The organism is Lysobacter sp. A289 (genome assembly GCF_054072675.1).
In genome coordinates this window covers 805,226-825,331 of sequence record NZ_JBSVRN010000001.1, presented here as the reverse complement: position 1 = coordinate 825,331, position 20,106 = coordinate 805,226, and the positions used below count along the sequence as shown (strand labels likewise).

The 20,106-nt window shown below is 63.9% G+C and carries 17 protein-coding genes; 7 read left to right on the top strand and 10 right to left on the bottom strand.

Annotated elements, in window-relative coordinates; genetic code table 11:
• Positions 1 to 7: 7 nt before the first annotated feature.
• The 5 genes from lapB to cmk all read right to left on the bottom strand — a co-directional run bounded on the left by lapB (position 8) and on the right by cmk (position 4,651).
• Positions 8 to 1,186, bottom strand: a complete 1,179-nt coding sequence (gene lapB, locus ACW5DN_RS03865; protein ID WP_456961430.1) for a lipopolysaccharide assembly protein LapB — start codon at positions 1,184 to 1,186, stop codon at positions 8 to 10.
• 3 nt (positions 1,187 to 1,189) lie between these two features.
• Positions 1,190 to 1,456 carry a lipopolysaccharide assembly protein LapA domain-containing protein gene (locus ACW5DN_RS03860; protein WP_456961429.1) on the bottom strand — a complete coding sequence of 89 codons (267 nt, stop codon included), beginning with the start codon at positions 1,454 to 1,456 and terminating at the stop codon, positions 1,190 to 1,192.
• Between the two features lie 92 nt (positions 1,457 to 1,548).
• Positions 1,549 to 1,851 carry an integration host factor subunit beta gene (locus ACW5DN_RS03855; protein ID WP_456961428.1) on the bottom strand — a complete coding sequence of 101 codons (303 nt, stop codon included), beginning with the start codon at positions 1,849 to 1,851 and terminating at the stop codon, positions 1,549 to 1,551.
• Between the two features lie 189 nt (positions 1,852 to 2,040).
• Positions 2,041 to 3,732, bottom strand: a complete 1,692-nt coding sequence (gene rpsA, locus ACW5DN_RS03850; RefSeq protein WP_456961427.1) for a 30S ribosomal protein S1 — start codon at positions 3,730 to 3,732, stop codon at positions 2,041 to 2,043.
• A gap of 223 nt (positions 3,733 to 3,955) precedes the next feature.
• On the bottom strand, positions 3,956 to 4,651 hold the full coding sequence (gene cmk / locus ACW5DN_RS03845; protein WP_456961426.1) for a (d)CMP kinase: 696 nt from the start codon (positions 4,649 to 4,651) through the stop codon (positions 3,956 to 3,958).
• Positions 4,652 to 4,785: 134 nt separating this feature from the next.
• On the opposite strand from cmk, the gene ykgO reads away from it, so the two are divergent.
• The 5 genes from ykgO (at position 4,786) to ACW5DN_RS03820 (ending at position 8,759) form a co-directional block, all read left to right on the top strand.
• The gene (gene ykgO, locus ACW5DN_RS03840; RefSeq protein ID WP_456961425.1) at positions 4,786 to 4,911 is read left to right on the top strand and encodes a type B 50S ribosomal protein L36; all 126 of its coding nucleotides are present in this window, start codon (positions 4,786 to 4,788) and stop codon (positions 4,909 to 4,911) included.
• Between the two features lie 214 nt (positions 4,912 to 5,125).
• Positions 5,126 to 5,455 carry a hypothetical protein gene (locus tag ACW5DN_RS03835; protein ID WP_456962951.1) on the top strand — a complete coding sequence of 110 codons (330 nt, stop codon included), beginning with the start codon at positions 5,126 to 5,128 and terminating at the stop codon, positions 5,453 to 5,455.
• Between the two features lie 26 nt (positions 5,456 to 5,481).
• On the top strand, positions 5,482 to 6,552 hold the full coding sequence (locus tag ACW5DN_RS03830; protein WP_456961424.1) for an agmatine deiminase family protein: 1,071 nt from the start codon (positions 5,482 to 5,484) through the stop codon (positions 6,550 to 6,552).
• Positions 6,549 to 7,448 (top strand): carbon-nitrogen hydrolase, encoded by a 900-nt coding sequence (locus tag ACW5DN_RS03825; RefSeq protein ID WP_456961423.1) that lies wholly within the window; start codon positions 6,549 to 6,551, stop codon positions 7,446 to 7,448. Before ACW5DN_RS03830 ends, ACW5DN_RS03825 begins: the two co-directional genes overlap by 4 nt.
• A 93-nt stretch (positions 7,449 to 7,541) precedes the next feature.
• The gene (locus tag ACW5DN_RS03820; RefSeq protein WP_456962950.1) at positions 7,542 to 8,759 is read left to right on the top strand and encodes a TraB/GumN family protein; all 1,218 of its coding nucleotides are present in this window, start codon (positions 7,542 to 7,544) and stop codon (positions 8,757 to 8,759) included.
• 96 nt (positions 8,760 to 8,855) lie between these two features.
• Here the strand turns inward: ACW5DN_RS03820 and ACW5DN_RS03815 are convergent, their stop codons facing one another.
• Genes ACW5DN_RS03815 through ACW5DN_RS03805 form a run of 3 tightly spaced genes read right to left on the bottom strand, consistent with a single transcriptional unit; the run spans position 8,856 to position 16,576 of the window.
• Positions 8,856 to 11,936 carry an efflux RND transporter permease subunit gene (locus tag ACW5DN_RS03815; RefSeq protein WP_456961422.1) on the bottom strand — a complete coding sequence of 1,027 codons (3,081 nt, stop codon included), beginning with the start codon at positions 11,934 to 11,936 and terminating at the stop codon, positions 8,856 to 8,858.
• The gene (locus ACW5DN_RS03810; RefSeq protein WP_456962949.1) at positions 11,933 to 15,367 is read right to left on the bottom strand and encodes an efflux RND transporter permease subunit; all 3,435 of its coding nucleotides are present in this window, start codon (positions 15,365 to 15,367) and stop codon (positions 11,933 to 11,935) included. The genes ACW5DN_RS03815 and ACW5DN_RS03810 overlap by 4 nt, the downstream gene beginning before the upstream one ends.
• 45 nt (positions 15,368 to 15,412) lie before the next feature.
• The gene (locus ACW5DN_RS03805; RefSeq protein WP_456961421.1) at positions 15,413 to 16,576 is read right to left on the bottom strand and encodes an efflux RND transporter periplasmic adaptor subunit; all 1,164 of its coding nucleotides are present in this window, start codon (positions 16,574 to 16,576) and stop codon (positions 15,413 to 15,415) included.
• A 286-nt stretch (positions 16,577 to 16,862) separates the two neighbouring features.
• On the opposite strand from ACW5DN_RS03805, the gene ACW5DN_RS03800 reads away from it, so the two are divergent.
• Together ACW5DN_RS03800 and ACW5DN_RS03795 are read left to right on the top strand one after the other, a co-directional pair.
• Positions 16,863 to 17,210, top strand: coding sequence for a c-type cytochrome (locus tag ACW5DN_RS03800; RefSeq protein ID WP_456962948.1), 348 nt, complete (start codon positions 16,863 to 16,865; stop codon positions 17,208 to 17,210).
• 14 nt (positions 17,211 to 17,224) lie between these two features.
• Complete coding sequence (locus tag ACW5DN_RS03795; RefSeq protein ID WP_456962947.1) at positions 17,225 to 17,662, top strand: c-type cytochrome; 438 nt, start codon at positions 17,225 to 17,227, stop codon at positions 17,660 to 17,662.
• Positions 17,663 to 17,744: 82 nt separating this feature from the next.
• On the opposite strand, the gene ACW5DN_RS03790 is transcribed toward ACW5DN_RS03795, so the two are convergent.
• Both ACW5DN_RS03790 and ACW5DN_RS03785 read right to left on the bottom strand, forming a co-directional pair.
• Positions 17,745 to 19,478, bottom strand: a complete 1,734-nt coding sequence (locus ACW5DN_RS03790; protein ID WP_456961420.1) for a hypothetical protein — start codon at positions 19,476 to 19,478, stop codon at positions 17,745 to 17,747.
• Between the two features lie 16 nt (positions 19,479 to 19,494).
• Complete coding sequence (locus tag ACW5DN_RS03785; RefSeq protein WP_456961419.1) at positions 19,495 to 20,091, bottom strand: NfuA family Fe-S biogenesis protein; 597 nt, start codon at positions 20,089 to 20,091, stop codon at positions 19,495 to 19,497.
• Positions 20,092 to 20,106 lie beyond the last annotated feature (15 nt).

Genomic DNA, 20,106 nt, shown 5'->3' with positions numbered 1-20,106 from the left:
CACGGTGTCAGACCACAGCGTAGTTCAACAACGGCTTGACCGTGCCCCATTCTTTGCAGCTCGGGCATTGCCAATGATGGCTACGTGCGCCAAAGCCGCAGCGATTGCATCGATAGCTGGGGTTGCGTACGAGCAACTGGTCGGTGATGTGTTTGAGGTCGTGCAAGGTTGCCAGCGGATCCGCACCTTCGGCAATGCTCAGCTCCATCAGTGCCGCTTCGCCGCGGACCGAAGGGCGATCTTTCAGCTCTTCGGCCAGGTAGGCGCGCGCGGCAGCCACACCGTCCTGACTCTCGACCATCCGGGTCAGGGCCAGCACCGGAGCGATGCCGCGATAGTGCTCACACATTTCGGCGAGGAAAGCACGTGCGCCCGGGCCATCACCCACTCTCTCGTAACACGACAGCAACGCCGGCATGACCTCGGGCAGGTAGTCCGGATCGGTTCGCGCGACTCGCTCGAACGCGCGGATGGCGCCGGCGTCGTTGCCAGCCTCTACCTCCAGTCGGCCCTCGAGCATGCCCGCGCGCACCGAGTTCGCATCGGCTTGATAGGCACGGGCAACGGCGGCGCGAGAGGCCTGGACGTCGCCGGCGGCACGATGTCGGTCGGCCAGTTCGCATTCGAACTGGGTAATCAACTTGCCCATTGATTCGCCAGTGGCGGACTCGTAACGCTGCGCGTTCTCGATCGCCTTGTCCCAGTCGCGCTCGGATTGATAGATGTTGATGAGGTGACGCAGCGCCAGCGGCGCCCGCATGTCGAGGTTCACCAGGTCACTGAAAACGGTCTCGGCCCGATCCAGCAGGCCCGAACGCATATAGTCCTCGCCCAACGCGAGCAGGGCCTGGACCTTTTGCTGGTCACTCAGGCCCGGACGCTGCACCAGTGCCTGGTGCAGGCGAATCGCACGGTCGACCTCGCCGCGACGGCGGAACAGGTGGCCCAGTGCGACCTGGGTCTCGAAAGTTTCCTTGTCCAGCTCGGCGATATGCAGGAACAGCTCGATCGCCTTGTCGGGCTGCTCATTCAACAAATAGTTGAGTCCGCGAAAATACGTTGTCGAAAGCCGACTGACCTGGGTGCTGCTATGGCGTTCGCCCCCCCGGCGGCCGACCACCCAACCGCTTACCGCCGCAATGGGCAGCAACAGGAAGAACCAGAACCACTCGTTGATGAACTCCACCGGTCAGCTCCCGCCATCCAGTGACGTCGTCACGTCGCGGCCGCGCTCAGCGAGTGCGAGGCGACGGCGCAGCGGCAATATCACGCTGGCGCTCAGGGCAAGCCCACCGATCACCACCCCGAGCAACAGCGCCACGATCAGCGCGATGCCAAGGTTGGCAGGTATGTGGCTGAAACCCACGTCGATACTTACCGGCTGCAAATTGAGCGCTCCCACAATGGCGCCCAGTACCAGACACGCAATTGCGATGAGCAATCGGATCAAACGCATGACAGCCTCCGGTCGGTTCCTGCTTGGCGTACAGCTTAGCTGAACAGCCACCATGTGTACGCAAGCGCGTGTACAGAAAGTACCGCCCGATCCTAGTCGCCTTCTTCCAGCGGCGTGGCGTCGCAAACGCGTTCGCGCAGGTCCTTGCCGGGTTTGAAGTGCGGCACATGCTTGCCCGACAGTGCGACCGACTCGCCGGTCTTGGGGTTGCGGCCCATGCGTGGCGCGCGGTAGTGCAAGGAAAAGCTTCCGAAACCACGTATCTCGATGCGCTCACCATCGGCCAGCGAGCCCCCCATCATTTCCAGCAGTGCCTTCACCGCCAAATCCACGTCTTCGCCCTTCAGGTGGCGTTGGCGCTGGGCCAGGATCTCGATTAGCTCTGACTTGGTCATGGGCAATGCGGGTGCTCTTGAAGGAATGTTTCCAGACGCGCGGAAATCAGGTCGAAGGCGGTGACGCCATCATCGACGGCACCCAAACGAAGGACGGCCCGGCCAAGGCCGGGCCGTCCTGGTGGCCAACACCAGCGACAGCGCTGGCGAGGACCCATGCGCTGCCTGGATCAGGCAGCGCAACCGAAATCACTCGGATTTGTTGCTGTTGAGCTGCTCGCGCAGCAGCGCCCCCAACTTGGTGGTGCCGCTGGCCGCATCGGCACTGGCACGGTTGTAGTCGGAAACGGCTTCCTGCATCTCCGCCTCGTCCTTCGCCTTGATCGACAGCTGCATGGTCCGGCCCTTGCGGTCCATACCAATGAAGCGTGCCTCCACCTCGTCGCCAACCTTGAGCACCTTGCTGGCATCCTCGACGCGATCCTTGGAGATGTCGCGCGCCGCCACGTAGCCCTCGATGCCGTCGGCCAGTTCGATCGTCGCACCCTTGGCGTCGACTTCCTTGACCTTGCCGGTAACGATGGAACCGCGGGTGTTCGACGCCATGTACTGGCCGAACGGATCCTGCTCCATCTGCTTGACGCCCAGGCTGATGCGCTCGCGCTCCGGGTCGACGGCCAGAACCACCGCTTCCAGGGTGTCGCCCTTCTTGAACTCGCGCACGACGTCTTCGCCGGTGGTGTTCCAGCTGATGTCGGACAGGTGCACCAGGCCATCGATACCGCCGTCCAGGCCGATGAAGATGCCGAAGTCGGTGATCGACTTGATCTGGCCCTCGACCTTGTCACCCTTCTTGTGCAGGACCGCGAAGGTCTCCCACGGGTTGGACGACACCTGCTTCATGCCCAGCGAGATGCGGCGACGCTCCTCGTCCACGTCCAGCACCATGACCTGCACGTCGTCACCGACCTGCACGATCTTGGACGGGTTGACGTTCTTGTTGGTCCAGTCCATCTCGGACACGTGGACCAGGCCTTCCACGCCCGGCTCGATCTCGACGAACGCGCCGTAATCGGTGACGTTGGAGACCTTGCCGAACACGCGGGTGTCGGCCGGGTAGCGGCGCGCGATGTTGTCCCACGGATCCTCGCCCAGCTGCTTGAGGCCGAGGCTGACGCGGTTGCGCTCCTTGTCGTACTTGAGCACGCGCACGTCCAGCTCGGCGCCCACTTCCACCACTTCGGACGGATGGCGCACGCGCTTCCAGGCCATGTCGGTGATGTGCAGCAGGCCGTCGATGCCGCCCAGGTCCACGAACGCGCCGTAATCGGTGAGGTTCTTGACTACACCCTTCAGGATCGCGCCCTCGACCAGCTTCTCCATCAACTGCTCGCGCTCTTCCGAGTGCTCGCTCTCGACCACCGCGCGGCGGGAGACGACGATGTTGTTGCGCTTGCGGTCCAGCTTGATCAGCTTGAACTCGAGCTCCTTGCCTTCCAGGTAGGTCGAGTCGCGCACTGGGCGCACGTCGACCAGCGAACCCGGCAGGAAGCCGCGGACATCCTTGATGTCGACGGTGAAACCACCCTTGACCTTGCCGCTGATGCGGCCGGTGATGGTCTCGTTCTTCTCGAGCGCTTCCTCAAGCTCGTCCCACACCATCGCGCGCTTGGCTTTCTCGCGCGACAGCACGGTCTCGCCAAAGCCATTCTCGATGGCATCCAGGGCGACTTTTACCTGGTCGCCCACGGCGACGTCGATCTCGCCGTCGTCGTTACGGAACTGTTCGATCGGCACGATGCCTTCGGACTTCAGGCCGGCATTGATGACGACCACGTCGGTACGAACTTCGACGACGGTGCCAACCACGATGGAGCCAGGCTTCAGCTTCGCGAGGAATTGCTCGCTTTGTTCGAACAGTTCTGCAAATGATTCGGTCATTGGAAAATATCCGATTGAACACACGGGCCGCACCGGCTGGCATCGTTTCCCGCAGAGGCAAACGCAAGCAGCACGTGGTCGACCCACCCGTTGATGTGGTGCGATGCAGCTGCACCATGTGTCGGTTGGTTGATCCGCCGCGGGATTGCGACGGGTAGAGTTGGAACGAGTAAATCTGGGACAGGTAAATCTGGAACAGGTAAATTTGAAGCGATGATCCCTGCTACGCGGTCATCAGGCCCAGGACATGCTCGACAACCTCATCGATGCCGATTCCGGTGGTGTCGACGGTCACGGCGTCATCGGCCGGTCGCAGCGGCGCCACCGCACGACTCGCGTCACGGGCGTCACGGGCCAAAATCTCCCGTAGCAGACCGCTTAAGGTAACGGAAACCCCCTTGTCATTCAACTGCTTATAGCGCCGGCCCGCCCTCTCCTCGGCACTGGCGGTAAGGAATACCTTGTGGGCGGCATCGGGGAAGATGACGGTACCCATGTCGCGGCCGTCTGCGACCAGTCCCGGGGGCTGCCGAAACGCGCGCTGGCGATCCTTCAACGACGCACGCACCTCGGGAATGGCGGCAATCGCAGACGCGGCGGCCCCCGCGGTTTCGGTGCGCAGCTCGTGGGTGGCGTCCGTACCGTTCACCCATACCTGCAACTCCCCATCGACCTCACGAAAGCCGATTTCGGTGTCAAAGGTACAGCGCACCAGCGCGGAAGGATCCGACAGGTCGATGTCGCCCCAGCCGGCGGCAACGCCGATGGCGCGATACAGCGCGCCGGAGTCGAGGTAGTGCCAGCCAAGCCGGCGCGCGACCAGGCGACTGATGGTGCCCTTGCCCGATCCGGAGGGGCCGTCGATGGTCAGCACCGGCGATGCGGCGGGGTCATTTGCGATGTTGGGTGTTTTGGTCATGCCCTATTATGCGTGGATGCAAGCGTTCGCCGGCACCTGTTGGATAAAAGCGCCCTACCCCCTTGATCCGCCACGCAAAGACCCGCTAGAATTGCCGGCTTACTCGTTTATCCATCCGTTGCCTGAGGTTTGTCATGAAGATCGTGAACTCCCTGAAGTCGGCGAAGACCCGTCACCGCGACTGCAAAGTCGTTCGCCGTCGTGGCAAGGTCTTCGTGATCTGCAAGTCGAACCCGCGTTTCAAGGCGCGTCAGCGCTGATTCTGCGGGCGCGTCTGCGCTTGGTCGAGAAAGCCGCCTCCGGGCGGCTTTCTTGCATTGGGCTTTCCCAAGTTGGAATTGGCTTGTTGAAGCCGGGCTTGTTGAAGCCGGGCGCCTTGAAGCCGGCGTCGTCGATCCGTGACGTGCGCTGCCAGTTGCGGCGGCCTTGCGCTTACAATCCAAGCCTTCTTGCATGGGGGATGGGGACATGATGATGAAGACCGGCGTTATCGCACTTTCGTTGCTCGCATTATTGACCTTGGGCAGTACCGCTTCGGCAGAAACCTTGCTGATCGAGCGCGTCCAGCAGCAAAACCCGGCGACCGTGCCGGCCCGTGGTCAAAGCATGGGACAGGTCGAGGCCCGCTTCGGAGCCCCCGCGCAACGGCTGGACCCACGTGGCGGGCAAAAGCAGCAATGGCCGACCATCAACCGCTGGGCCTACCCCGCCTTTACCGTCTACTTTGAGAACAACCGCGTGATCGACGTGGTTGCCAACCAGGCCGACGCCAGCGAGATCGGCCCGAAGCCGGCGATCTTGTGACCGCACAATATGAACCGACGTGATCGATGACTGATTTATTGCGCTTTCCGGCCGAGTGGGAGCCCCAATCGGCGATCCTGATCGCCTGGCCGCACGCAGGTACTGACTGGGCCGAGCGTCTGGGCGACGTCGAAGAGACGTATATCGCCCTGGTCGCGGCAATCACCCGCTTCCAGCCGGTGCTTGTCTGCGTCGCCGATGATGATGTCGAAGCCTATGCGCGCGCCCGGCTGGCCTCGGCACGGGTCGAGATGGAGCGGGTCAGGTTCATCGCCGTTGCCTACGACGACACCTGGCTACGCGATTCCGGCCCCATCACCCTGGTGACCACCGATGGCTACCGGCTGCTGGATTTCCGCTTCACCGGTTGGGGCGGAAAATTCCAGGCCAGCCGCGACGACCGCTTGGTGGAAGCCCTGAGTGACCTCGGAATCTTCATTGACAGTTCCCGGCAAGCCATTGATTTTGCACTTGAAGGTGGCGCCATTGAAACCGATGGTGCCGGCACGCTTCTCACCACGTGGACGTGCTTGAGCGAACGCCACCCGGATGCGTCCAGGTCCTCGCTGGAGCAACAACTGGCTGGCTGGTTGCAGCAGGATCGGGTGTTGTGGCTGGATCACGGCTATCTGGAGGGTGACGACACTGACGCCCACATCGACACCCTCGCCCGCTTCGCCGCGACCGATGCCATCGTTTATCAGGCGTGCGACGACCCCGATGACTCCCATTTCGCCGAACTGCAGGCGATGGGCGTCGAGCTGTCAGCCTTGCGCACTCGCAGCGGCCAGCCTTACCGGCTTTTCCCGCTGCCATGGCCCAGACCAGTGGTTGACGGCGGACGTCGCCTGGCCGCCAGTTACGCCAACTTCCTGGTGATCAACGGCGCCGTGCTGATGCCCGCCTACGATGACATCGCCGATACGGCCGCCGCAGCAGTATTGTCGAAGGCATTCCCGGGCCGTGAAATCGTCCAGGTTCCGTGTCGCTCGCTGATCTGGCAGAACGGCAGCTTGCACTGCATCACCATGCAGCTGCCGGCGGGGCTGGTTCCTCCTGCCGTCCGGCAGCGATCCCAGCCAATGGAATCATCATGAGCAACAAGACCCTTCCCGTCGCGCTGATCCAGGAGCGCGCCATCATCGACCAGGGCGCCGGCAACGCCGACGCCAACCTGGGGTTGATTGAACAGCGCGTGGCTGACGCTGCCAGGCAGGGTGCGAAGTTGATCCTGTTGCAGGAGATCCACAACGGCCCCTACTTCTGCCAGCACGAATCGGTGGACGAGTTCGACCTTGCCGAGCCGATCCCCGGCCCCAGCACCGAGCGACTGGGCAAACTGGCGAAACAGCACGGCGTGGTGCTGGTCAGTTCATTGTTCGAGCGTCGCGCGGCTGGTCTTTACCACAACACCGCCGTGGTGCTTGAAGCCGACGGCAGTATTGCCGGCAAATATCGCAAGATGCATATCCCGGACGACCCGGGGTTCTACGAGAAGTTTTACTTCACCCCGGGCGACCTGGGTTTCGAGCCGATCGATACCTCGGTGGGTCGTCTCGGTGTGCTGGTGTGCTGGGATCAGTGGTACCCGGAAGCGGCACGGTTGATGGCATTGGCGGGCGCCGAGCTGCTGCTGTATCCGACCGCGATCGGCTTTGACCCCGACGACGACCAGGCCGAAAAAGATCGTCAGCGCGATGCCTGGATCATCAGCCACCGCGGTCATGCGGTCGCCAACGGCCTGCCGGTGCTGAGCTGCAACCGCGTCGGCCACGAGCCGTCGCCATTGGGGACGTCGGGAGTGGACTTCTGGGGCAACAGCCATGTGCTGGGGCCACAGGGAGAGTTCCTCGCCGAGGCTGGCAGTGACCCGGAAATCCTCATGGCCGAAGTCGATATGCAACGCAGCGAGGACGTCCGGCGGATCTGGCCGTTCCTGCGTGATCGCCGCATCGATGCCTACGGCGACCTGCTCAAGCGCTACCGGGATTGAACCTTCCCCGGCGCTGCGCGTCCAACCCGGCACAGTGCCGCCGTCACATTCCCCCTTGCTCCAACTGGTTGCCGCTTGATGATTGATACCACCGTGGACGACATTACCCCGGACTTCCTGCGCGGGCAGCCACATCAAGTCGTCGAGCGCGACGGCGTGCGCTACACCCTGCTGGGCACCGCCCACGTATCGCGGGCCAGCGTTGAGGCGGTTGCCGCCGCGATCGCCAGCGGCAACTACGATGCGGTCGCGGTAGAGCTGGACGCCCCCCGCCTCAATGCCCTCACTGATGCGGACTCAATGGCCAAGCTTGACCTGGTCCAGGTGATCCGTTCCGGCAAGACCGCGATGTTTGCCGCCAACCTGGCCCTGTCCGCCTACCAACGCCGGCTCGCCGAGCAACTGGGCGTGGAACCCGGCGCCGAACTCAAGCGCGCGGTACTGGAAGCCCGGGCACGCGAATTGCCCGTGCACCTGATTGATCGCGACGTCGGCCTGACCTTCAAGCGCGCCTCGTCCCGGCTCGGGTTCTGGGGCCGCGCGAAGCTGGGCGGCGGGTTGCTGGTCAGCCTGCTTGCCGATGACGAGGTCGGCAGCGAGGAGATCGAGAAACTCAAGCAGGGCGACATGCTGGAGGCGAGCTTCAATGAGTTCGCCAGCGAAAGCCCGGCCGTCTACGAGACAGTGATTGCCGAACGCGATCGCTATATGGCGGCGCGCTTGCGCGAGATCCGTCAGGACACCAACAACGACGGCTCACGCGAGGTGCTGGCGGTGGTCGGCGCCGGTCATTTGCAGGGGCTGGCCCGGCACCTGCGCGAGGAGACCGCCGCACCGACCGCGATCCGCGAGGAGCTGGAGTCGCTTCCGAAGAAGAGCGGAATCCCGTGGGTCAGCATCGTGGTGAGTGCCATCGTGATCGGCGGCTTCGCCTGGGGCTTCTCGCAGGGTGGCCTGGATGTCGGCTCGGAGTTGCTGCTGCAATGGGTGCTGGCGACCGGCTTGCTGGGCGCGGCAGGTTGCGCGATCGCCGGCGGGCACCCGTTGAGCATCCTGGTCGCATTCCTGGTGTCCCCGATTACCCCATTGCACCCCGCGCTGGGGTCGGGAATGCTCAGCGCGTTGACCGAGGCCACGCTGCGCAAGCCGACTTACGCCGATTTCATGGCATTGCGCGCGGACGTGCAGACCATGCGCGGCTGGTGGCGCAACCGGGTGGCGCGGATACTGCTGAACTTTTTCCTGACCAGCATGGGCACTGCGATTGGCGTATGGGTCGGCGGGCTGAAAATACTCAGCACCGTGTTCTGATACGGCGCCGTCACATCCCGTTCGGGTCGCGCCCGTGTCGTGGCGACCGGGATACAACTTGCCGGCCAGACGGGCCGGCAACGTTGCCGAAACCCGTCAGGCTTCGTTGAGCCCACCCGCCAGCGGCGCAGGCGTTGCTCCCCTTGCCTTGCGTACGATCCTGACCGTCCCGTTACGCAGGTCATCCAGCAGCGCATAGATGGTCGGCAGGAACAGCAGGCTGACCACGGTCGAGAACGCCAGACCGCCGGCAACCGCACGCGCCATCGGGAAGTAGGTCAACCCGCCCAACACCTGGGTCTCGCTCAGCGCGATCGGCACCATCGCCAGGATCGCCGTGCCCATCGTCATCAGGATCGGCCGCAGGCGCTCGCGACTGCCTTCGACCAGGGCATCGGTGCGACACAGGCCGCGGCGGCGCAGGTTGTTGATGTGCTCGATCATCACGATCCCGTTGTTCACCACCACGCCCATCAACACCAGGATGCCGATGAACGCCATCACCGAGAACGTCGTGCCGGTGATCCAGAACAGCCAGAACACGCCGAACACCGAGAACAGCACACAGCTCAATATGGCGGTGGGAAACAACAGCGACTCGAACACCGCCGCCATCACCACGTAGATCATCACAAGCGCGATGACCAGGTTGAACATCATCTGGTTCTGGGCCTTGGAATCGCGCTGGAAGGCACTGCCCTCGAAGCTGTAGCCATAACCCGGCGGGAACGCAACGCCGTCCAGGGTCTGCTCCATCACCTCACGGGCGCGCGGCACGGTGGCGTCATTGGCCAGGTTGGCCTGGATGGTCAACCGGGTCTGCCGGTTGGTCCTGCGGATATCGGTCGCCGCCTCCTGCACGTTGACATCGACCATCGCCATCAGCGGCACGGTGCGACCATCGGGTGCGCGCACGGTGAACGCCGCGATGTCCTCCATTCCGTAGTTGTCGGCGCCCTGGAAGCGCACCCATACCGGGATCTCGGTCTGGTCACGCTTGAACTCGCGCAGCTGTGCGCCGCGCAATGCCAACGATACGAAGCGGGAAACGTCCTGGGTGCTGAAACCGAACGCTGCGGCACGTTCGCGATCAACGCGCACCGTCAACTCGTTGTTCTGGTCGCCGCTGTCGACGCGCACGTCGCGCAGCTCCGGATTGCGGGCGAGGATCGGCACGACATCCTCGGCCAGGTTCTCCAATATCTTGGTCGAGTCACCCACCAGGTGCACTTCGATATTGCCCGCGCCCCCGCCGTCACCTCGGCTGCGGCCGACACCCAGTTTCGCGCGCGCCGACTTTGGCAACTCCTTGCTGATGATCTCGCCCAGCTTGGATGGATCTTCGACCGAGTCGTCGAACGACACCTCGGTCTCGGCCCAGCCCTGCTCCCGATACTGCGAATACACCTGGACGATATGGAAGCGCTCACGGTTCTCGTTCAGGTATTGCTCGACACGTCGGACTTCTTCGCCCATCTGCTCCTTGGTGTAGCTGCCTTGCCACTTGTAGAAGATCTCGACCTCCTTGCCGTCATCACTACCGAACATCTCGATCTTGGTCTGGGTCATCGGCACGATGCTGACGGCAATGATCAACACGATCCCGAACACGCTCCAGCCGCGATGATCCAGGGTCCACCGCAGCAAACGGGCATAGCGCTTCTGCAGCCGATGGATGATTCCACCTTCGTTGCTTACTGCCGGCGGCGTTTTCATCCGCGCCGACAGCATCGGGATCAGGCTGACGGCCACCAGCCATGACGCCAGCAGCGACACCGATATGGTGATCGCAATCTGCGACATGAAAATGCTGATGTCATTGGCCTCGCCAAACAGGTTGGGGACGAACACGATGCAATGGCACAACGTGCCCGCCGACAATGCGATGGCGACGTTGCGGGTACCGACGATCGAGGCCTGAACCGGCTGTCCGGGAAGTTTCTCCCGCTCCTGGTAGATGCTTTCCACCACCACTACCGCATTGTCCACCAGCATTCCGACCGCCAGCAGCAAGCCCATCAGCGACAACACATTAAGGGTGACGCCGGCGAAATACATGAAGCCCAGTGTCATCACGAAGCAGATCGGGATCGCCAGGGTCACCATCAATGTCGACGGCCAGTGGCGCAGGAAGAAGTACAGCACCGCGATCGACAGCAGCAAGCCGATACCACCGGCTTCGGCCAGCTCCAGCAGTGAACTGGTGACCTCCTTGCCCTGATTGTCGTCGACCTTGATCTCGATCCCGCTCAATGCCGGCTGCTGGCGGATCCGTTCCAGCTCCTCCAGCGCGCGCCGGGAAACATCCACCAGGTTGGCCTCACGCTCCTTGAAGATGTCCAGGGTCACCGAGGGGCGCCCGTCGAGCTGGCGCGCGCCGGTGACGCGTTCGGGCTTGATGCGGATTTCGGCGATATCACCCAGCCGCACCCCGGCGTCGTTGATGACCAACTGGCGGAACTCGTCCAGGTCGGTCAGCTCACCGACCGGCTGCACCCGCAGGCGTCGCCCCTCCACCTCGATCTCGCCCGCCGCCATGGAGAAGTTCAACGATTGCAGGCGCGGGGTCAGCTCGTTGAGGCTGAGCCCGTGGGCCGTCAACCGGTCGGGGTCGATGGCGATTTCGATCTCGTTGGCCGGCGCGCCGCCGATATCGACATTGGCGATGCCGTCGACGCGTTCCAGCGGACGCTGGAACTCGCGCTCGATCAGGTCGTACGCCTGGCTCAGGTCGGTGTCGCCGGCCAGGTGGATCTCCAGTATCGGATCATCACTGCTGGACCAGTTGCCGACGAAATAGCGTTGCAGGTCATCGGGCAACTCGTCGCGGATGGCATCCAGTCGCTCGCGCGCCTCCGACGCGGCAATCTGCACATCGGTGTCCCAGTCCGAGTACATCACCTGCAGCCTTGCACCATCCGAGGTCGCCGTGCCACGCAGGCTTTCCAGCCCACTCATCGTGGACAACGCTTCCTCGGCCGGGCGCAGCACCGTGCGTTCCACCTCTTCGGGCGTCGAACCCGGATACGGCAAGTTGACGAACACGGCCGGGAACGAGATCGCCGGCAGCGCTTCCAGGGGCAACCGTACCGCCGCGATCAGGCCAATCACCACCATCGACACGAACAGCATCATCGTGGTGACCGGGCGCCTCAGACTCATCTCGGAGATGTTCACCCCAGCGACTCCGGGTGGGGCTCAGTGCGGTGCGCGCGAGTGCGGTAATACTGGTCCGGACGCCGATCCAACAGGTCGTACACCACCGGAATCACCACCAGCGTCAACAGCGTGGAGACCAGCAAGCCGCCAATGACGGTGATGGCCATCGGTGAGCGCACCTCGGCGCCTTCGCCAAACGCCAGCGCCAGCGGCAGGAAGCCGAACAGCGTGCACATCGTGGTCATCACGATGGGCCGCAACCGGGAGCGCGCGCCCTCCACCAATGCCTCGTGTTTGGCCACGCCCGCCTCGCGCAACTGGTTGACCTTGTCGATCAGGATGATCGCGTTCTTGGTCACCAGCCCGACCATCAGGATCAAGCCGATGAAGACCACGATCGACACCGGTGAGCGGGTCAGGAACAGCGCCAGGATCGCGCCCACCATCGCCAACGGAATGGTGAACAGGATCACGAACGGGTGCAGCAACGATTCAAACTGCGATGCCATCACCAGGTACACCAGGAAGATCGCCAGCCCGAACGCCAGGCTCAACGAGCGAATCGAGCTGGACAGTTCCTCGCCCTGGCCGCCGATATGCATCTGTACTCCGGCCCCCAACGGGTTCTGCTCGACCATCTGCTGTACCTCGACCACGGCGCTGCCCAAGTCGATGTCGCGCAGGTTGGCCGACACGATCGCGACCCGCACCTGGTCGGCACGATGGATCTCGCTGGGACCGGTGGTCGCAACCACATCAGCGACCGACGCCAGCCGTACCGGCGCGGCACCGCCCGGGTTGACGATCAGCCGGCGAATGTCCTCCACCGAGCCACGATCGGTCTCCTCCACGCGTACCAGCACGTCGATCTTGCGGTCGCGGAAGCTGTAACGGGTCGCCACCTCGCCGCGCACCTTCGCGACCACCGCGTCGGCGATCTGCCGGGTGGTCAGCCCGAAGGCGGCCGCGCGCTCCTGGTCGAAGTGGATCTGGATCTCCGGGAAACCCTGCTCGACCGTGGAGCTGACGTCGGCGTAATGCGGACTGGCCCGCAGCATCGCCGCCATTTCCTGGCCGGCGGTCTTGATGGAATCCAGGTCACCGCCACGCAGTTCGATCTCCAGCGGCATCGAGAAACTGAACAACTGCGGCCGGCTGAAATCCGCCGTCGCGGAGGGATGGGACTGCATCGTCTTGCGTAGTTGTTCGGTGGTCGCCGCCTCGATTTGCTCGCTGCCGCCATCGCTCATCACGATGCTCAGCTTGCCGATGTTCTCACCGCTCTCCGCCGGGCTCGCGTCCAGCCGCGTGCCGCTGCCGCTGACCGCATACATGGTCCGGATCCCCGGCGCGTCGGCATTTTTTTCCTGCAGCTCGCTCACCAACGCATCGGTCTCGCGCAATGGCGTGCCCGGCGGCAGCTTGACGGTCATCTCGAAGCGGTCCTGGGCCAGTTGCGGGATCAGGTCGGCACCCAGCAACGGCACCAGCAGCAGCGACAGCACGAACACCGTCGCCGCCGCTCCCAGCACCACCAGCGGCCTCGCCAATGCCGCTGGCAACAGCCTCAGGTAACCGCGCTCGGCACGGTCGTAGGGTTTCATCGCCAGGTCGCTGGCCTTGCGCATCACCGGGCCGACCACGGCGGAGAGCCCACGCCACAAACGCACCGCCACCCACGTCAGTCCGAAAAAGCCGCCGCGTACACCGGCGCCGACGCCACGCTCGGCCATGGCCAAGGGCTTCGCCAACCGGGACTCCGGCTTCCACTGCGGGTGCGCCGCCTCTTCCGGGAAGGCCAGCGGCGGCCGTCCCTTGAGCGCACTGAGCATCGGGATCAGGGTCATGGACACCGCCAGCGAGATCGCAATCGCAATGGTCACCGTCAACGCCTGGTCACGGAACAGCTGGCCGGCGATACCCTCCACGAACACCAGCGGCAGGAACACCGCAATCGTGGTCAAGGTGGACGCGACCACCGCCATGCTGACCTCACCGGTACCCTTGATCGCTGCCTCCAGGATGCCCAACCCGCGTTCGCGTGCCTTGGCGATCGATTCCAGCACCACGATCGAGTCATCCACCACCAGACCGGTCGCCAGCGCCAGCCCACCCAGTGACATCACGTTGAGGCTCAGGTCCAGTCGCCCCATGAAGAAGAAGGTGGTGATGATCGACACCGGCAACGACAACCCGATCACGAACGTGCTCCAGCCATCGCGCAGGAACAGGAAGATGATCAGGATCGCGAGCAAGCCGCCGATCACCGCATCCTTCTTGACGTCACTGATGGCGTGGCGGATGAACGTCGATTGGTCCTCGATAACGGTCAGACCGATATCGGGCGGGATCTGTTCCTGGATCAGTACCAGTTGCTTGTGCACGGCATCGGCGGTGGCCACCGTATTGGCATCGCCTTCCTTGTAGATCGCCAGCTCGACAGCTTCCTTGCCATCCACGCGGATGATCGACTCGCGCTCCTTGTGGCCCTGGGTGACCTCGGCGATGTCCTTGAGCCGGACCGCCTTGCCTCCGGCGATCGCGCCGGAGTTGCCGGACGACGCACTTTGCACGGAGGCCGCCGCCGCCATCGCATCGGCGGATCCGGACGCCGCAGCGACCCGCGCCATCTGTGCGGCCGCGTCCTGCGCCGCATTGTCGCCACCGCTGCTGGTGGTCACCAGCATGTTGCCGATTTCCTCGACGCTGGCGAACTGGTTGACCGTACGTACCAGATAACGCTGGCTGCCCTGCTCCAGCCGGCCGCCGGAGATATTGATGTTCTCCTGGCCCAGTCGCTGGATCACCGTCTCGATGGGCAGGTTCAACTGGGCCAGCTTCTGCTGGTCGATCAGCACATGGATCTCATCCTCCAGGCCGCCGCCGACCTTGACCGCGGCAACGCCCACCACCGGCTCGAGTTTCTTCTTCAGGTCTTCTTCGGCATAGCGACGCAGCACCGACAGGTGGCGAAGGCTGTCGTCGTCGGCCGTGGTGGACAGCGCCAGCCGGATAACAGGCTCGGTGGAGGGATTGAAGCGCAGCAGTATTGGCGGCTTGGCTTCCAGTGGCAGCTGCAAGGCCTCCATCTTGTCGCGCACTTCCAGCCCGGCCTGGTCCATGTCGGTGCCCCAGGCAAACTCCAGCACCACATCGCTCTGGCCGGTGCGCGAGACCGACTTGAGCTTGCGCAGACCCTTGACGACGCCGACCGCCTCTTCTACCGGCTCGGTGATGAGGGTCTCGATCTCGGTGGGCGCCGCACCGACGTACTCGGTGCGCACGGTCAGGGTCGGATAGCTCAGGTCGGGCAGCAGGTTGACCTTCAGGTTGCCCAGCGCGATCAACCCGAACAGGAGGAAGGTGATGGTGACCATCGCCACGGTGACCCGGCGACGAGTGGAAAACTCGACCAGGCTGAAACCGGCGGAACGATGCGGGTCGGGCATCGGGCGGGAAGGATTGTTGATGTCGTCGCTCACGTTCGGCCCGGCCTACTGGTCGGTCGCCGCCGTCGGCGCAGGAGCCGGCGGCTGTTGGGTCGGCGCGCTGTCGGCAACCGGCGTTTGTTCATCGGCCGGCGCGTCGACCACCGCCACGGCGCTGCCGTCACGCAACGCACTCTTGCCGGCAACCACCACGCGATCGCCCAGTCCCAGCCCGCCACGGATTTCAGCCCAGCTACCGTCCATGTAACCCAGTTGCACCGGCGTGCGCGCCACCTTGCCGTCCTTCAGGACGAACACCGCCGGGTCGCCCTGGTCTTCCAGCAATGCAATACGGGGCACCACCAAGGCGTTGGCACGTTGGTCGTAATCGATACTGATACGGCCGAACATGCCCGGCCGCAATATGCCGACGCCATCAAACCGGGTAATAACCCGGAAGGTGCCGCTGCCGGCATCAACCACCGGCGAGACACGATCGACGATGCCGACGAAGCTCTTGCCCGGCAATGCGTCCACCCGCAACTGCGCCTCCTGGCCGGGCTTCAGCACCGACAGTTCCCGCTCGGGCACGTTCAGGGTGGCCTCCAGCCTGGAGGTGTCGACGATCCGCACGATCGGGGTATTGATCTGCACGAAATTGCCTGCCTTGGGCGTGACCAACGCCACCACCCCGCTGATCGGCGCCTTGACGCTGGCATACGACAGCTCCAACTGGGCCATCTTGTTGGCGGCCTTGGCATTGGCCAAGTCGTAGCGGATCTGGTCATAGTCGGATGCGGCAATCAACTGCTCGGCCGCGAGTGTCTTCGCCCGTTCGAACTGGTTCTGCAGCTTGCCCAGCTGCGCGGCGGCTTGTGCCAGCTGCAGTCGCGCCCGGTCCGAATCCAGCCGCACCAGAACCTGGCCCGCCTGGACGTGCTCGCCTTCGGCGACCAGCACGTCCAGGGCCACACCGGAGGTCTTGGCAACCACCTGGGATTCGGTGGGCGCCTCCAACGGCGCGGTCCCCGTGTAGCTCGCGGCCATCGGTCGTTGGGTGACAGCAGCGACCTCCACCGGCACCGCTTCGACGACTTTTTCGCTGCCTGTCTTGTCGGCACCCGGGTCTGGCTTGCCACCGGAGCAGGCCGCCAGCAGCAACAAACAGGGCAGTGCCAACGCAGCGACGCGCAGGCCGCTACCGGTGGGTGGAAAAATAGGCTGGCGCATCAAGTGACCCCGAGGAATGTGTGTGTGCATGTGACGCATCGACTGCATGCCGGTGTTGTAGCTATGTATATCAGTATAGCTGACCGGATCCTATCCCCCGAAGGTCACGCCGACTTGTCCGGCGATACCCGGCATCGAAGGAACCCGGTTGCCAATGGCCAGGCCTTCATGGAACGATGAACGCGAGCTATACTTTGTAGATTATGCGCGAGCACCGTGGATACGCGTAAGTCCACCTGCCCCGCTAAACACCTATCCAGCCACAGAGATTGCGGACTACACCATGATGCGACCGCTGACTATTGCCGCCTGCCTGGCGCTCACCCTCCTCGCCGCCCCGGCGATGGCCCAGGATCCCGCCACTGCCGGGACCAACGACTCGTCCAGCGCTGCCGAGCGTGGCTTCCTGTTGACCTACACCTGCCAAGGTTGTCACGGGATCGATGGCTACAAGAACGCCTATCCGAATTACCACGTGCCAAAGCTCGGCGGCCAGTCCGCGGTTTACCTGAGCAATGCATTGCACGCCTATCGGGACGGCACGCGCAGCCATCCCACGATGCAGGCCCAGGCCCGGGGTTTCTCGGACCAGGACATTGCCGATATCACCGCATTCCTTTCCAACTTGAAGTGAGAGAACAGATGTCAATGACGATCCGCGGCAATTTCGCCATCGCACCTGTTCTGCTCGCCACGATGCTGGCCCTGTCGGCGTGTTCATCAGACGCTCCTGCCGATGGCGAACATGCCGCACTGAGCTCATCCTCGGCCGGCCTGCCCAACGGCAACATCGCCGCGGGCGAGCAACAGGCCAAGGTCAAGGGTGCGGCAACCGGCCAATCGTGCATCGATTGCCACGGAGCGGAAGGTAACGCACCGATCGACCCGACGTATCCGATCATTGGTGGGCAATACGCGGACTACATTGCCCACTCGTTGCAAGGCTATCGCGACGGCAGCCGCGAGCATGTATTGATGTCGTCCCAGGCCCAGGACCTGACCGATCAGCAGATCGCCAACTTGAGCGCGTATTTTGGATCGCGGGACAGCAAGTTGGTCAACATGGTTGGATCCCACGACAAGTAGCCAACCTGCCGCTTCCCACCAGGAAACCGTCACCAGTAAAAAGGCCCGCTTGACGCGGGCTTTTTTATTGCTACCAGGCCCGTCAGTCGCCGGCCGGCACGCTGCCGTTATCGTCCTGCAACTCCGGCTTGAATGGGATATCCGGTGATGGCCGCGCCGTCGCTGGCTGGTCGGCCAGGTTGGGGTCGCTGATGCCGCATGCTCCGCCAAGCGCCAACAGCACGGTATGGCAGACGATGTGCTTGCTGGTACCGGGGATCGGGATGCGGATCGTACTAACGCTCTTGCGGACCCACTCTTCCAGCAGCGTTTCGGTCGGACGCCAGTACTGATCAAAGGCGGTTGGCTCGTAATCGGTTGGCGCGCGCTTGAGCCAGGTACCGTTGCGGTCGAGGTTGACGATCTCATCGGTGACCGTGCCCGGGGGCTTGCCCGGCGATGCCGAGCCAGGCGTTTCTGCCAGCTTCGCGCTGCCATCACTGTTGTACAAACCGTCCGCTTGGCCCAGTTGCTGGCCCGGACGCTCTTGCGCATCTGCGCCCCAGTCGTCGCCACGCTTCGGATCAGGCCAACCGCCGGGGGTGGGTGTCTGCTTTGGACCCGCATTGGAGCTGACGCCGGGTTGATCAGCGGCACCAGGGGGCTTGATCGCCGGCGAGAGTGGTTGTGCCGCCGGCTCAGCAGACTGGCTGACGGTCGGCATTGCAGTAGTCGACGGCTTGGGTGACACGGCAGGGGCTGCCGTGATGGCAGGAATCTCCCGTGCCTGCAATGCGGGGGCCTGGAGTTCGCTTGGCGGGGCGACCAGCGCGGGTCGCACCACGGTTGACGGTGACGACCGGGGCGGCGGGATGCTCGGTACCGGCACGCTTGGCAGTGGCCTGCTTGGTAGGGCAATGGGGATCTCGCGCACGACCACTTCGGCAGGACGCTGCTCCAGAACCGGCGGTGCCGACGGCGATGCTTCAATGACCGACACGGTCGGGCGCGGCGCAACCGGCACCTCCGCCACTTCGACGGCGGGTATCGACATCTGCAGTTCGGGCACCATCAGTTCCGGTGCATCCAGGCGGTGGGCGGTCGGCGGCAATACGAAGTCGCTGACCTCGCCGATCGGCTCGCTGACCGTCAGTGGCTGGTTGGCCTCTGTTGCCGCCATTTCCGCGACTTCTTGCACCTGAGCCGGTGCCGGCGGCGGAGCCGGGAGAACCGCAGGCGGTTCCGGGGTCGGCGGCTCGAGCGCTTCCGGCGGTGGCGACGCACTGGTCGTCGGCGCGTCAGGGACATCGTCAACCGGCGTCGGTGGTACGGGGGTGCTCTGCTGCTGTTCGGGTTCCGAGGCCGGCCCACCGCCCACCTGCTCAGGGGTTCCCGTTCCGACATACTCGATCTGCACCACCATCTCTTCGCCCTTGGGTGGAGGATGGGACGGATTGACGGATTGCTGGTAGATCAGCCAGACCAGTATTGCCGCCAGCAACACGTGCCAGCCAACCGAAGTAACTGTGGCGAACCAGCGAAGCCCACGCTCGTCACGTTGGGCTGGCTCCCACTGCTGGCGACCCAGCGCCGTGAGTGCCTGCCATTGGCTCAGTGGTGCCGACGCACGCGGCGGCGCCTTCAAGGGACGCTCGGCCATTGCCGCCGCGATCGACCGGGCGCTGGCGCCGGTCACCGCGCCGGCGCGCGGCGACATCGATGCAAACCATTGCTGCCATCCGGACGGGAACTCGCCCGGCGGCATGCGCCGATGCGGTGCAATCAGCTTCAGGCGAAGCTGTAATGCGTGGATCCATGCGTCGACCGAGACCGTCAACGATGCATCGCCAGGCTCAGGCGCCGCTTTCGCGGGCGATATACGGCGCCGCGCCAGTTTCGTGGTCGGTCGCGTCGCGCACCGCAGTTACCCCCGGGACTTTTTCCAGCAGGGTTTTTTCGATGCCGTTCTTCAACGTCATGTCCGCCATTCCGCATCCGTGGCAACCACCGCCGAAGCGCAGCACCACGACCCCTTCGGCCGTTACCTCCGACACTGAAACACTGCCCCGGTGCTGGGCAAGCTGCGGATTGATCTCGTTCTCCACCAGGTAGAGCACGCGCTCCACCAGTGAGGCCGACTCGCCTGGTGCCACGCCCTTGATCTTGGGCGCGCGGATCTGCAGCTGGCCGCCCGTCGCCTGGTTCTCGTAGTCGATCTCCGCCCCATCCAGGACCTCCACGCTGGCTGCCTCCAGCCACAACGTGAAGCCGCGGCAATCGATCGCCCATTCGTCACCTTGCAGGTCGCCCGGCTGGGTGAACTCCAGCCGCACGTCCGCGCGCGGCGTGCCGGGATCGACCGCCGACAAACGCACGCCAAGTTCAGGCAGTGCCTCTCGTTCGATCAATTTACGGAAATGGGTCTGGGCGGATTCTGATATCTGGATCATGCCGCTATTCTAACG

Coding starts and splice junctions, on each gene's coding strand:
- ACW5DN_RS03860 (WP_456961429.1), bottom strand. CDS start 1,456: ATGCGTTTGATCCGATTGCTCATCGCAATTGCGTGTCTGGTACTGGGC.
- ACW5DN_RS03855 (WP_456961428.1), bottom strand. CDS start 1,851: ATGACCAAGTCAGAGCTAATCGAGATCCTGGCCCAGCGCCAACGCCAC.
- rpsA (WP_456961427.1), bottom strand. CDS start 3,732: ATGACCGAATCATTTGCAGAACTGTTCGAACAAAGCGAGCAATTCCTC.
- cmk (WP_456961426.1), bottom strand. CDS start 4,651: ATGACCAAAACACCCAACATCGCAAATGACCCCGCCGCATCGCCGGTG.
- ykgO (WP_456961425.1), top strand. CDS start 4,786: ATGAAGATCGTGAACTCCCTGAAGTCGGCGAAGACCCGTCACCGCGAC.
- ACW5DN_RS03835 (WP_456962951.1), top strand. CDS start 5,126: ATGAAGACCGGCGTTATCGCACTTTCGTTGCTCGCATTATTGACCTTG.
- ACW5DN_RS03830 (WP_456961424.1), top strand. CDS start 5,482: ATGACTGATTTATTGCGCTTTCCGGCCGAGTGGGAGCCCCAATCGGCG.
- ACW5DN_RS03825 (WP_456961423.1), top strand. CDS start 6,549: ATGAGCAACAAGACCCTTCCCGTCGCGCTGATCCAGGAGCGCGCCATC.
- ACW5DN_RS03810 (WP_456962949.1), bottom strand. CDS start 15,367: ATGCCCGACCCGCATCGTTCCGCCGGTTTCAGCCTGGTCGAGTTTTCC.
- ACW5DN_RS03805 (WP_456961421.1), bottom strand. CDS start 16,576: ATGCGCCAGCCTATTTTTCCACCCACCGGTAGCGGCCTGCGCGTCGCT.
- ACW5DN_RS03800 (WP_456962948.1), top strand. CDS start 16,863: ATGCGACCGCTGACTATTGCCGCCTGCCTGGCGCTCACCCTCCTCGCC.
- ACW5DN_RS03795 (WP_456962947.1), top strand. CDS start 17,225: ATGACGATCCGCGGCAATTTCGCCATCGCACCTGTTCTGCTCGCCACG.
- ACW5DN_RS03785 (WP_456961419.1), bottom strand. CDS start 20,091: ATGATCCAGATATCAGAATCCGCCCAGACCCATTTCCGTAAATTGATC.